A 12,954-nucleotide genomic window follows, 5' to 3' on the forward strand; every position below is an offset into this window, starting at 1 on the left:
ACCCATCCGATCAACGGCAATATCACCTTCACCGTCAAGTAAGCTGCAATGGACTGGGCAACTGTCGCAGTGCGTTTCGCACTCTATCTAGATCTCGCAGCGCTGTTTGGCCTTCCGCTGTTCGCCTTGTATGCATTGCGCCAGGAGGAGCGGCGGTCACCGATCGGTGCCTCCTTTGCAACTCTTTGCAAGGTGGCCGCAACGCTCGGTATCGTCCTGTCGTTCGTGAACATCGCCGTCATGGCGAAGGGCATGACGGGCGCCGCTTCGTACACGGAACTTCAAGGCCACGTTTTCGAGATGATTGTGACCGAGACCGCGTTCGGTACGGCCTGGATTGTTCGTGTGGTTGCCCTGTTCCTGTGTCTGCTCGCCGCGCTCTTCCTGCGTAATCGGCCGCTGTCCCAGTTCAGCGCCATAACAGGCGGTGCCGCGTTCGCGCTGGCAACCTTGGCGTGGGGAGGGCACGGCGCGATGGACGACGGCGTGAAGGGCTATATCCACCTTGCATCAGACATCGCACACCTGATCGCAGCCGGCGCATGGTTCGGTGCCCTGATTGCCTTCGTTGTGTTGTCCCGCACGGCCGCAACCCCCAACAAGGTGGCGCTACTGAGCCGGACGTCCAATGGATTCGCCCAGGTCGGCACGATGGTGGTTGCCACCCTGGTGGTCACCGGCGTCGTCAACTACTGGATGATTATTGGGTTGCAACTGCCGGAACTGAGCCTGGCGTCGTACGGTGGCCTGCTGCTATTCAAGCTAGCACTCTTCGGCATCATGCTGCTGCTCGCAGCGGCCAACCGTTTCCATCTCAGCCCGCAGCTTGAACATGCGGTTCGCACCGGGGATCACGTGGTCGCCGTACGCACGCTGCAACGCAGCCTGACGATCGAGACCGGCGCCGCGACGCTGATCCTGATTCTGGTTGCATCGCTCGGCATTCTTTCCCCCATGCAAATGTAAGACCCGTCCAATTCAGAGGCTGAGTCGATCCGACTCGGCCCATCCCTAACATCCCACCACCGAGGTTCGCCATGAAGACACTCGCGCTTTCTCTCATCGCTGTGGCCTTTGTACCGTCGCTGGCGACAGCCGCCCCGAGCAATGACAGCTCGGCCACGCGCAAACCGGCTGCATCGGTCGCAGGACAACCTGGCGTTAGTGCCAAGGCCACGCGTACGGTGGACGTCACGATGAACGACACCATGCGATTCTCGCCCGACGCGATCCCGGTGAAAGCGGGTGACACCATCCGGTTTCAGGTACGCAATGCCGGGATGATCGAGCACGAGATGGTGATCGGCACGACGGCCGAACTGAAAGAGCATGCAAAAATGATGCGGGAGATGGCCGGCGAAAAGCACGCTGCCCCGAACAAGCTCACGCTCGCACCGGGCGCACAGGGAACTCTCGTCTGGCGGTTTGAAAAGCCTGGAACGGTCGATTTCGCCTGCCTGGTGCCCGGCCACTTCGAAGCCGGTATGGTCGGCAAGGTCGTTGTGAGAAAATAGCGCGGCACGCGACTAACCACTCCCGCCAAACTGACCGATGGCCTCCAACCTGTGATGACGACAGGCATGGAGGCCGTTCTTGTTTCTCGACAGGCTAGCGACCGATGTACTCGTTGGTCGCCTCGCGCTGGGCGGCCTGCATCTTCTCTGGCCAGGTGCTTTTGATGTAGGCCAGTACTGCAACGATGTCCTCGTCTGACATCGACGACTTGAAGGCCGGCATGTCGCTGACATAATTGCTCGGCGCAGAGACGCCTGGTACCAATCCATTCTTCGTGAGCGAGAACAGTATCGCGTCCGCATGGTGCCAGGTATGGCCTGACGCGTCGTGTGGTGGGGCCGGCAGCCGCCCACTTGGCAGCCTATCGCGCCAGTTCGGCTGCCCTTCCAGTTTGGCACCGTGGCACGCCGCACATGCCTGCGCATATAGCTGCCTGCCTCGCTCCACCCGCTGTAAATCCGATGTGTCGATGCGCAATTCACGCCCACTCCGTGCCCGATCGGGGATTTGCGGTGTCTCCAGATAGCGTTTGGCCTGCAGCGCGATGACCGTCGCGGCGACGGTACCTAACCCCAGGAGGCCGATGATCCTCCAGCGCGGCTTGTTGGATTCTTCCATGCAGCATTGTCTGGCGGCATTGGTGCCGCCAGCTCTGATTTCTTTAATCTTGGGAGAAGGGCTTGCCCTGGAAATCCACCGTGACCAGGCCGCCGTTCAGCTTGCCCATGCCCGGTGCGTTGGTCGGCATGCCAGGCACTGCGACGCCCTTGACTGCGCGATTGGCCACCAGTTTCTGGATAGCGGAGGCCGGCACATGCCCCTCAATGACCTGGCCGCTAGTTTCCAGCACGGCGGTGTGGCAGGAACTGAATGAGGCCGGCACCCCAAGCCGCGTCTTTACCGAGGTCACATCCGTCGAGTTGATCACCTTGGGGGGGAAGCCGGCTTGATTGATGTGCTTCACCCACTCTTCGCAACAACCGCAGTTAGGATCCTTATAGACCGTCATGGCAGGCGCCGCGGCATACGACGCGGCACTTCCTGCCAGGATGGCAGCGGCAAACAGGTATTTCATTAAAATATTCCTTGTACAGAACTTGCAACAACGATCGGCTCGCGTCAGACAGCCGTCCGCCTGAGCCTCAGCGCGTTGGAAATCACCGATGCGGAACTCAGGCTCATCGCGAGCGCCGCAATCATGGGGGACAGCAGCAACCCGGTAAACGGGTACAGGACGCCAGCGGCCAAGGGCACGCCAAGCGCGTTATAGACAAAGGCAAATGCCAGGTTTTGCTTCATGTTACGGATCGTCGCTTCCGAGAGGTTTCGGGCCCGGGCGATGCCGCGCAAATCGCCCTTGACCAGGGTAACCTGGGCGCTGTTCATTGCAACATCGGTCCCGGTGCCCATGGCGATACCCACATCGGCCTTGGCCAGTGCAGGTGCGTCATTGATCCCGTCACCCGCCATGGCCACCACGTCGCCAGCGTCCTGCAGTTGCGTCACCAACGCAAGCTTGTCGGCGGGCTTCACTTCCCCACGGAACTCGTCAATGTTCAGATTGGTGGCCACCGCTTTCGCTGTGGCGAGGCCATCACCGGTGGCCATGATCACGCGGATACCCTCGTCCCGCAGACTCTGCAACGCTTCTGGTGTCGAGTGCTTGATAGGGTCCGACACGGCAAGTAGCCCAGCCAGCGTGCCGTCAACGGACAGATACATGACGCTCGCTCCCTGTGCGCGCAGGTCCTCGGCTTGCGCACGCAACGGCTCAACCTGGACACGCTCCTCCTCCATGAGCGCCGTGTTGCCAATGGCCAGCCTTTCCCCCCCCACTTTGCCTCGAACGCCAATCCCTGTGCTTGATTCAAAATTTTCTGCCTTCTCCAGGGTCAACCCTGCATCCCGTGCGGCGGAAACCAGCGCGGCGGCTAGCGGATGCTCGCTCCCTTGGTCAAGACTTGCGGCGAGCCACAGCACCTCTTCGTCGCCATAGCCGTTGATCCCCACAGATCGCGCAAAGGCGGGTCGGCCCTCGGTCAATGTACCGGTCTTGTCCACAATCAGTGCGGTAACCTTGCGAAGGTTTTCGATCGCCGCCGCATCCCGAAATAGCACGCCGTTCGCAGCACCCTTACCGCTTGCGACCATGATGGACATCGGCGTGGCCAATCCAAGCGCGCATGGGCACGCGATAATCAGCACGGCGACCGCGTTGATCAGGCCAAATACCCAACTCGGCTCGGGGCCGAAGAGTCCCCACGCGAGAAACGTGGCCGCCGCCACACCAATGACTGCGAGCACGAATACCCCAGCAACGCGATCCGCCATGCGCTGCATCGGCGCCTTCGACCGCTGTGCCTGGGCAACCATCTGGACGATCTGGGACAACATGGTCTGCGCACCGACCTTCTCCGACCGAATGATCAGGCTGCCCGAAGTGTTGATCGTCGCGCCAATGACGTGGTCACCCGCGCGCTTTGAAACCGGCATCGGCTCGCCCGTAATCATCGATTCGTCGATGGAGCTGCTACCTTCCGTGACGACGCCGTCCACGGGTACTTTTTCGCCGGGCCGGACCCGCAACAGGTCTCCCACGTGAACGTGGGTCAGGGCCACATCCTCCTCTTGTCCGTCGGTGCCAATGCGGCGGGCAGTTTTTGGTGCCAGGCCGAGCAGAGATTTGATTGCGGCGGAGGTCTGCGAGCGCGCCTTGAGCTCAAGAAGCTGCCCGAGCAGGGTGAGCGAGATGATGACCGCGGCGGCCTCAAAATACACGCCAATACGCCCATGCGCGGCGAACGCGGGCGGGAAAACGCCCGGCGCAATCGTCGCCACCACGCTATAGATATAGGCAGCACCAGTTCCCAGCCCAATCAGGGTCCACATGTTCGGACTGCGATTGACGAACGATTGCAGGCAGCGTTCGAAAAATGGCCAGCCCGCCCACAGGACGACCGGCGTCGCCAGAACAAACTCCATCCAGCTTTGCATGTCGGGTGACATCAAGCCCAGCCGAGACCCGAACATCGCGAGTACAAAGACGACTGCGGTCAGCGGCAGCGTCCACCAGAAGCGGCGTCGAAAATCCGTCAGCTCTGGATTTTCGCCGTCCTCGATATCCGGCAACAGCGGCTCCAGCGCCATCCCGCACTTCGGGCAGTTCCCGGGACGATCCCGACGAATCTCCGGGTGCATTGGGCACGTGTAGATGGTCCCTTCCGGCGCGGCAACCGGTTCCGTGGTATCAGAGGTCTTCACCCCCACATACTTCGCCGGCTCCTGCAGAAACTTCTGATGGCAGGAGTTGCTGCAAAAGTAATACTGCTTGCCATCGTGTTCGGCTCGGAATTTTGACTCCGTCGATACGGCCATTCCACACACCGGATCTTTCAAGTCGGCCTCGGACGCGCGATTGCCATCGCATTGCGAGCTATGCCCGGCATGCGAATGGTCATGATGCGCGTCATGATCGCCTGGCGACGCTCCGCCGTGCGCAGAGTGCTCGTGTGGCGGGAGCGGGCTACGGTCATTCATTGTGCGACTCCTGTATTCCGACGCGCTGTTCGTTTGCCTCGTTACCTCTCGCCGAGGATGAATTCCGGTGACGCCCGGCGTGATGGAAATGCATCAACGGGCACAGCAACACTAGCCCAAAAGGCAACATCGATGCAAGCCGCTTCCAGTCCGAGGCAGCGAAAGCGAGCGCGACGATCGACACGGCCCCAAGAGCAAGCCCCGCAATCGCACGCCGGTTGAACCCGGTCTTCGACCCAGCATCCTGTACTACGTGGGAATCCATGACGTCACCTTTCAGACAATTAGCCAAGCCACGACCCGACAACGCTAACTCGATACACCATAATCCTTCCCGCCATGGGAAGGTCAAGTTCGCTTGCGATCGTTTTGGCGCACAGTATTCCGGGTCCGCGGTGATACACTGCCCGGCAAAAAAGTGACGCCATGACAGACACCACCCGAACCCTCATCGAACGCTGGAAATCCGATCCAAGCGGCACCTATCAAACCTGGTTCCTCTGGCCTAAACGCCTCAAGAATTTCAGATCCATCCGGCGCGGGATCGGCGCCGTCGTCGAGGAAATTCACGCAGGCACCTTTGGCAATGCGTACCGAGGATCGTCGCTGGAGACCGTTGTCGCTTCGGTTGCCGAACAGCGGCAGATCTTCAAGGGTGCCGATCACGCGTTTCTCTGGAAGCCGAAACTGCGCATTCCCGATATTTACGAGAACGCCGACAACCAGCGTGCGTTCGCAAGGTTGCTTCACACGTGCAATTGTTGCGATACCGAAGCAGAGATGCTCACCGCGATCCAGCGACTGAGCGGCGTGGGGATCAAAGGCCTCGGCCCCGCCGTCGCCAACCTGCTCTATTTTATCCACCCCACCCTGCTTCCACCGTTCAATACAGCGATCGTGAACGGCTACAACGCCCTGACCGGTGCGGCAGTCAAGCTGGGCAAGTGGGATCACTACCTTGCGATGCGCGATCGCATCCTGGCGCTCAATCATCGCTATCGTGATGTCCTTTCCAATGATCTTGGCGCGCTGGCCGGCCTGTTATTTGACGTCGGCACAGGGCGTTATCCCGCTCCGCCATGCAACGATCTGCCCGGCGAGGTCAGCGCGTGGGAAGACGATCTGGCCAAGGTCAGGGAACAGGCGTCCGCACTCGCCAAGCAGATCCAGGCAGACAAACTTGAAGATGCCACGCATACCGAAGTCCAAGGCTGGCTAAGAGATCTCGGGAAGTCGCTCGGCTACGCGGTTTGGATCGCGACCAACGACCGGGGGCGCGAATACAATGGCGAGCCCCTTAGTCTTGGGTGTTTGTCCGCCTTACCGGCGACGCTGCTCGTCTCGGGCGGTGAGACGGTCCCGCTGATCGACGCGGTCTGGCTGGATCCCGCAACCCTTGAGGTGGCCGCCGCGTTCGAGGTCGAGCATTCGACATCGATCTACTCCGGCATCGTGCGGCTGCTGGATCTTGCCCTGGGCACCAGTCAATCCGCCACCAAACATCTATTCCTCGTGGCGCCAGATAACCGCGAAGCGGAAGTCCGTGCGCAACTCAGCCGGCCGGCATTCAGCCGTGTCGCGGAACTCAACATGCGATACGTCCCATACTCCAGCCTTCGCGAGCATCGGGAGAACATCGCACGCTTTGGCATGGGCATCAAGCCGATCGAGGCGATCGCCAAATCCTTGTAGTTCGCGCTTCACGGCCGGCGGGGCTCCAGAATGCACAACGCCCATGGACGACACCGAGCCTTATTCGGTGCGCCATGGGCGCGTGCCGTCTCAGCCAGGACCTTGACGATCAAGCGCCGTCAGAGAACGTATCGCGGGTTCCGATGGAATGTCCGCCGTCGGTGAACGGGTCACGCGTGCCCATCGAATGCGCACCATCCGTGAACGGATCGCGCCCCCCCATCGAGTGGCCGCCATCAGTATAGGGATCGCGCGGGGAAGTTACCCCGGCGTTCGCGACTCCTGCCGTTCCACCAAGCGTGGCGACTGCCAGCACCAGCAGGACACTCTTCTTCAGCGTTTTCATCGCAATCTCCAAGAGGTTGGGTTCAGCGAACCGTTGATATACAGCTTACGTGACGGTTGCCGACCCCAGCCTGACCGGAACATGACAAAACAGACAGGTGCGCTGTTGGCACTGTCGCCGGGTCAACCGCCGATGTAGAGTTCGCTCTGCTCGATGTACACCCAGACGCCCTGGCCACCAGGCAATTCCGGGAAGAGCACGTTGAGGGCAACGGCCTTGTTACGGTCCAACTGCGCAAAAGCGAAAGTGATCTCGCTCGCCCCACTCTTGAACGTTACGGTCTCGCCCGAATCGACATTCACATACTTCAGGCCCGGCGCAACGTCGACGACGCGCGAGGTGCTTCCCGCCGGCGCCTCGCTGCCGAACAGGGAAGCCTCCGGACCGGGCTTGATAGCGGACAACGAAGAGAGACCGGCTCTGGCGCCATGATCATGCTGTGCAGCCACTTGAATCTGGGCCTGCTGTGACCACCCGGCTGGGTTGGTGGATTCGAGTTTGTCAGCGCTCCATGCAACGGAGGTTGCGAGAAGTGCGGCGACGCCGAGCATGAACGACGCGATCGAGGGCTTTTGAGATGTCATGATGTTCTCCTTATAAGTTTCGGGCCTAACCCTTGCCAACGATGTTAGCCATCCAGCCCATACGAACACCTTACCCACCCGTTACAACTCGGAAAGCTCCGCGAATAGCGCAACCGAGATTGTCAGCGTTGCGTTAGCCTTCCAGACGCTTACGCCAAAGCCTCGCGTCACGATGCATCGTGACCTGTTCCGACGGGCTAGTGGCACCGATGCGATGCCCATCTCAGACCGAAGGACGAGAACCTTTTTTTGCTGCTTCAACATGCTTATGGCTTGCCCCACCCCAATTTCCCTGTCACCGCCTTACGCTCTTATCGAGTGGCTGCGGTCCCTGCCATCGGCCGTTAGCCGTGAACTGCTCCAGGACGCCGTCTCGCCGATGGCTTCATACATGCCAGGCCTCCTCGGAAGTGCGGGAGAACCTGACGTCGACGCGCTGTCGAGCTGGCTACGTAGCAGCAACGACGAACTGCCTGTCGTCACCTGGTCCAAGGTCGTCGCCCTGCGAGCCCATTTGCAGTGTTTGCTGGCGGAGCGCGGCAAAGACGCGTGGTGGGCGCACAGACGCGAAGGCCTGCAGCGAGCTCTGGATGAATTGACGATCGGCAGCAAAGACGGGCATCCTGCCCGATTGCCGGCGGAGCTCCAGTTCTACCTCGCGTCGCTAGCCGCCGAGAGAAGAATCTGGGCGGATGCCATTCGCCAGTGGTACGGCCTGTGTGCGACACAGTTGTCCGACTCCGCGCTCGCGAAATGGGTAATCGCTGAAGATCGCCGCCGATTTGCAGCTCCTCGCAACGAGACCTAGTTCACCCCAAAGCTTTCTGCAGTTGTAATGGGAGGGTCATCTGTAGGTTCGGTTGGCCGGACTAGACTGACATTGTCGAATTGCTAGGGCGTATCGCGCCCCCGACCGTCGTGCCCATTGCGTTCCGGCACACGCGCAGACGATCCTTGTCCAAAGGGGGACCGGATCATATTGAATAGAACTCAACAGGAGGCAACTCATGAAACGCACCACTGCGGCCCTGTTCGCTCTCATGGTCTCGATCATCGGTATCGGCAGCGCCATTGCAGAAACCGCGCGCAATGCTGAGCGTGGACAGATTCATCGACCGAGGGATCCGTACACGGACGGCGCCAAAGCCGCGGACTTCGATGTGTACGGCGGTGGTGCAACGATTGAGCATCGCGTGGGAGAAGACATCGCGAAATAGCCCATCCAGGAATGCAGCGAAGATGCCAGCCTCGCGGCGTCTGACTTGTACGAACACAGGACACGATATCGGCCCACTCCTCCACTGGCCCTCGTCTTCGCATCGCTGGGTCCGATATCCTTGAAATCTGCCGTTCCCCCGGTGGAACCCTTAGCGGTTGCTTCGATCTGGGCAACCGCTCTTTTTTTTGCGAAACGATCCTCCAGACGACTGGGGACTGGGGACTGGGGACTGGCACAGCATCGACCTATCGACAGGTATCGCTACGAACGCCGAGCTACGAGCTGTGACCGGCAGGGGCCGCCGACACGGCCGCCCGGTTGCGCTTTCTCAAACTGTTGGACAGGTTGTGCCGCCACCTGGTCCTCGTTGACCTGCGTGCAGCCAACCCTGTTGCGGAGCTGATGTTGGCCGACCAATGGCTTCAGGACGATCCCGAGTGCCTCTACCTCTCCGAGGAAGTGGATGCACGCCTGCAGGAATTCGTACAACCACTAAGCGGCGACAACCCCACGCAACTGCGATGCCGCGCGATCGTTGCATTTTTTCTCGGCACGGGTGTCACTGCCGGCGAGGGTAGAATGACCCGCGTGCAAGACCTGCTCCCCGACGCGGCGCCCCTCTATTTGCATGTGCCGGCGAAATCCCAGAAATTGCCTCGCACCATCGACCTTGAGTCCTTTTCCGTCGCGCCGTTGTCAGCATGGCTGGCCATCCGCCGCAAGGCACCCGTCTATGGCGACCTGCTGTTCACCCTAAAGCGCACCGGCACCCCCATCACGTACATGAGTCTTGGGAAGATCGTACGCGAGGCCTTCGATGCCATCGGCTTCGACGTGGTGGATATGAGCCCGCGGATTCTACGCAACACGTACTGCCGACGCGCCCTCCTCCAGGGGCTGCGGCGTGACGAAATCACGCGACGCCTCGGACTATCGAGCAATCGGACAGCGGACCGCCTCGCCCAGACCATCCGCCGATAGCATGCTGAGCTTGCGCTTTTCGCGGATGGCGTGATCTTCCTGAATTGAGCGCGCCTGCACCGCGAAGCAACGTCAAAGGAAATCCGCGATTGGCCGCATCCTAGCGCTCGCCACCAAGCCGCTACCGGCATCGAGCTGCAAGCCGATAGGCCCAGGGGCACATTGCCGCGCCTGAGCTTAACAGGATCGTAACGCGCGCATCATGCTTGCGTGAGGCACGGGAAACTACAGTGTTCGCAGGCTGGAGAAGCCGTGCATAAGCGCGGCAAAGAAAACCATGATGATCCGACGATGCATACTAATGGCCGCTGCCGGGGCCTTGTTGGCCTCGCATGCCATGGCGCAGGCCGCCCCGGCCTCACCATACAGCTTGAGCGTGGCTGTGCTGCCGAGCAGATCCGAGGCGTGCAGCCACGTGGCGCCCCACACGGTGAAGACGTGCAGCGATGGCGCGAACGCGGGAAGATACCTGTCGTCTTCTGATGGCGCCCCGCTGTAGCCGCGCCGTGGTAACCGAATCACCGGGGCTGTGCTTCGTTATGTCATCTCTAGCTGAGATGGCAAGAGGTGACCGGCCAAGCCTGACATCCGGGCTGTCTGTCATTGAGATGCTTCGCGACTCCAGCCACACTGCCTCGTGCTCCTGCGGCGCTACGGACACATCAGCGACCAGCCGCCTCACCGCGGCATCCCGGCTATCCGGCCCGCAATAGTGGATCCGACGGATGACAAGGCAAGGAGACCTTGCCGCGCATTCACAAGCGGTGCTGATACATCGCCTTCAGCGTGATGCCCGCCGCAGGAAGGTAACTCGTGTTGTTGCCGTTACCAGCAGTTGGCTGTAGAGCGGATAGTAGTAGCAGTTCAGAAGGTTATGAATCCCGACCGCCACGATGGCATGACATATTCGTCAAGACGTTTTTAAATTCTATACCGTCAATAATTTCCGGAATACGGCAATGTCTCTATGAATGTGTACAAAAAAAGGACCACCGATATGGTGGCCTCAAGCTCTCTTGTTGTTAGCAAGGGAGTGTCGATCTTGAAGAATTCGATTAGAACTTGTGACGTACGCCGATGACCGCGCCAACCTGGTTCTTGCCCGGCGCGACACTGGTAGGTGCACCCGAAAGCGAGTTGTAGCCGTTCAGGCCGAGCTGCGAGCCATTCTTGTTCCTCGCATAGGCCACGTTCATATAGACGTCCGTGCGCTTCGAGAAGGCATAGTCGGCCGACGCCACGAACATGAGCGGATCGGCACTGGAGTTGCGCGTATCCGTGTAGTAGGCAGCGCCCGTCAGGCTCAGCGCCGGCGTCATGCTGTAGCGCAGACCGGCCCAGTACAGGTTAGCCCCGCTGGCAGCCAGCGTGCCGGCGTTACCATTGAACCAGCGATACCCCAGGAAGGCCTTCGCGGGACCGAATGCATAACTCGCACCCACCAACGCGCGACGGTCCTTTCGTTCGTCCGTTGCCACAGTCGAGCCGCGGAACTCGTCATAGACCGCGCCAACGGCGAGACCGCCGGTCTCGTACATCAGCGAGATGCCGATGTTACGATCGACTTTGAAATTTCCGGGGATCTCGCCCCCACCTGTGCGGCTGAAGCTGTACAAGGCGGTGGCGGTCAGGCCACCGAACGTTCCACGATACTTGACCGCATTGTCGGCGCGACCGGCAATAATGTCATCGCTGCGATACAGCGAATAGCGCGGTGCGAAGCCCATGGGGTCGAGTTGCAGGCCCACGTCGTAGATCGGCGTGGTTTGGCGACCCAGGGTCACCAGACCATACTTGCTGCCCAGGCCAACCAGGGCGGCCCGGTCAAACAGTCGAGGGCTGCTGCTCAGCACAGCCGTATCCAGCGAGAAGCCGCTTTCGAGTTCGAACACAGCCTTGAGACCGCCGCCGAGATCCTCGCTACCGCGTAGACCCCAGCGCGACGTCGACATATTGCCGGAACTCATGCGGACCAAGTTCGATCCATTGCTAGCAGAAGGCGCGTTGCTGAGGTACTCAATACCCGCATCCGCGACACCGTAAAGCGTCACGTTGGACTGCGCGAACGCCGTGCCCGCAATCAAACTGGCTGTCGCAGCCACGACTCCACATCGAATCTTCATTTCACATTTCTCCTTCAAAGGTAGGCCCTGCAGTGATCGGGAGAATATTAGATTGAATATTACGCATACCTTGCAGGGCGATTACTTGAACATTTTTGGTTGTTAAATGACAACGACCATCTATAAATTTATCGTTTACCACTATGCCTTGATCTCAGTATTTTTTGAATTCCTATACCGATGCGTACCTATATCATCTCCGCATCACGTCCAATTCTTTCTTACTTCCGACGATGCAATGTCAAGGGGCGCGGGAGAATGTTCCACCGAATCCGCACGCCGCACAGCCCTGACGACAACATCCATAGACCTCGTTGCATCCGAGACCCTTCGGAATGGGATACCCTCCTCATCCATCTCTCTAGCGGGGGTATAGCCCGCAACGAGATAGAGCGGCCGGCGCTTGGCTTCGTTGAACAGACGGCCCACATATTCGCCAAGGATGCCCAGGAAGAAGAGTTGCAGTCCGCCAAGCATCAACACGACGGTCATCAGGGACGGATAGCCTCGCACCGGATCGCCGAATAGCAGCGTTTTGCCAACGGTATAGAGCGCCATCCAAAACGCCGGGACAGCGACGATCAAGCCGACCGACGTGGCGATCCGCAGAGGAATTGTCGAGAATCCCGTGACGCCATCGATCGCGAGCTTCAACAAGCGGCGGTAGTTGAACTTCGTTTTTCCCGAAGCGCGCGCATCCCGGTCGTAGAGGATAGAGGTCTGTCGGTACCCAATCCACGCGTACAGACCTTTCATGAAACGGTTCTGTTCGCGGAGCTGGCCGATGGCCGCGACCGCGCGCTGGCTCATCAGACGAAAATCGCCGGTGTCGGCGGGGATGTCGATGTCACTCACCTTCCCCATCAGGCGATAGAAGCAGTGGGCCGTGGCTTTCTTCAGGAAGGATTCGCCCTCCCGGGTCCGCCGGGTCGCGTAGACGACATCGAAACCTTGCTC

At 60.0% G+C, this 12,954-nt stretch carries 15 protein-coding genes; 6 read left to right on the forward strand and 9 right to left on the reverse strand.

Annotated elements, in window-relative coordinates; translation table 11 throughout:
• Positions 1-48: 48 nt before the first annotated feature.
• Together copD and RN01_RS30190 are read left to right on the forward strand one after the other, a co-directional pair.
• Positions 49-966 carry a copper homeostasis membrane protein CopD gene (gene copD, locus RN01_RS30185; protein ID WP_017510649.1) on the forward strand — a complete coding sequence of 306 codons (918 nt, stop codon included), beginning with the start codon at positions 49-51 and terminating at the stop codon, positions 964-966.
• Between the two features lie 71 nt (positions 967-1,037).
• Positions 1,038-1,514 carry a plastocyanin/azurin family copper-binding protein gene (locus RN01_RS30190; protein ID WP_011229401.1) on the forward strand — a complete coding sequence of 159 codons (477 nt, stop codon included), beginning with the start codon at positions 1,038-1,040 and terminating at the stop codon, positions 1,512-1,514.
• 94 nt (positions 1,515-1,608) lie between these two features.
• On the opposite strand, the gene RN01_RS30195 is transcribed toward RN01_RS30190, so the two are convergent.
• From RN01_RS30195 to RN01_RS34965, 4 genes are read right to left on the reverse strand one after another with little or no spacing between them, the layout of a single operon-like run.
• Entirely contained in the window at positions 1,609-2,133 is a 525-nt protein-coding gene (locus tag RN01_RS30195; protein ID WP_011229400.1) for a cytochrome c, read from the reverse strand.
• Between the two features lie 43 nt (positions 2,134-2,176).
• Positions 2,177-2,590 (reverse strand): DUF411 domain-containing protein, encoded by a 414-nt coding sequence (locus RN01_RS30200; RefSeq protein ID WP_011229399.1) that lies wholly within the window; start codon positions 2,588-2,590, stop codon positions 2,177-2,179.
• A 44-nt stretch (positions 2,591-2,634) separates the two neighbouring features.
• Complete coding sequence (locus RN01_RS30205; RefSeq protein ID WP_011229398.1) at positions 2,635-5,052, reverse strand: heavy metal translocating P-type ATPase; 2,418 nt, start codon at positions 5,050-5,052, stop codon at positions 2,635-2,637.
• Complete coding sequence (locus tag RN01_RS34965; protein ID WP_008652085.1) at positions 5,045-5,317, reverse strand: DUF2933 domain-containing protein; 273 nt, start codon at positions 5,315-5,317, stop codon at positions 5,045-5,047. Before RN01_RS34965 ends, RN01_RS30205 begins: the two co-directional genes overlap by 8 nt.
• Before the next feature lie 161 nt (positions 5,318-5,478).
• Between RN01_RS34965 and RN01_RS30215 the strand changes: the two genes are divergently transcribed.
• Positions 5,479-6,744, forward strand: coding sequence for a hypothetical protein (locus RN01_RS30215; protein WP_008652084.1), 1,266 nt, complete (start codon positions 5,479-5,481; stop codon positions 6,742-6,744).
• A 109-nt stretch (positions 6,745-6,853) separates the two neighbouring features.
• On the opposite strand, the gene RN01_RS30220 is transcribed toward RN01_RS30215, so the two are convergent.
• A complete protein-coding gene (locus RN01_RS30220) occupies positions 6,854-7,090 on the reverse strand; it encodes a hypothetical protein (RefSeq protein ID WP_008652083.1) in 237 nt (78 codons plus the stop codon).
• A gap of 122 nt (positions 7,091-7,212) precedes the next feature.
• Entirely contained in the window at positions 7,213-7,674 is a 462-nt protein-coding gene (locus RN01_RS30225; protein WP_011229397.1) for a CzcE family metal-binding protein, read from the reverse strand.
• 391 nt (positions 7,675-8,065) lie between these two features.
• On the opposite strand from RN01_RS30225, the gene RN01_RS30235 reads away from it, so the two are divergent.
• From RN01_RS30235 to RN01_RS30245, 3 genes are all read left to right on the forward strand, one after another.
• Entirely contained in the window at positions 8,066-8,482 is a 417-nt protein-coding gene (locus RN01_RS30235; RefSeq protein ID WP_223277382.1) for a copper resistance protein CopE, read from the forward strand.
• Positions 8,483-8,681: 199 nt separating this feature from the next.
• Positions 8,682-8,891 carry a hypothetical protein gene (locus RN01_RS30240; protein ID WP_008642736.1) on the forward strand — a complete coding sequence of 70 codons (210 nt, stop codon included), beginning with the start codon at positions 8,682-8,684 and terminating at the stop codon, positions 8,889-8,891.
• Positions 8,892-9,295: 404 nt separating this feature from the next.
• Positions 9,296-9,874, forward strand: a complete 579-nt coding sequence (locus RN01_RS30245; RefSeq protein WP_223277383.1) for a site-specific integrase — start codon at positions 9,296-9,298, stop codon at positions 9,872-9,874.
• Between the two features lie 225 nt (positions 9,875-10,099).
• Here the strand turns inward: RN01_RS30245 and RN01_RS30250 are convergent, their stop codons facing one another.
• From RN01_RS30250 to RN01_RS34440, 3 genes are all read right to left on the reverse strand, one after another.
• Positions 10,100-10,396, reverse strand: a complete 297-nt coding sequence (locus RN01_RS30250) for a hypothetical protein (RefSeq protein ID WP_008642731.1) — start codon at positions 10,394-10,396, stop codon at positions 10,100-10,102.
• Positions 10,397-10,929: 533 nt separating this feature from the next.
• Positions 10,930-11,997, reverse strand: a complete 1,068-nt coding sequence (locus RN01_RS30255; protein WP_008642729.1) for a porin — start codon at positions 11,995-11,997, stop codon at positions 10,930-10,932.
• 204 nt (positions 11,998-12,201) lie between these two features.
• Positions 12,202-12,954 (reverse strand): glycosyl transferase family 2 (locus RN01_RS34440; protein ID WP_039016822.1); only part of this gene is annotated, 753 nt, incomplete at its 5' end.

This window comes from Cupriavidus sp. SHE (genome assembly GCF_000812445.1).
Classification (GTDB): Bacteria; Pseudomonadota; Gammaproteobacteria; order Burkholderiales; family Burkholderiaceae; genus Cupriavidus; species Cupriavidus metallidurans.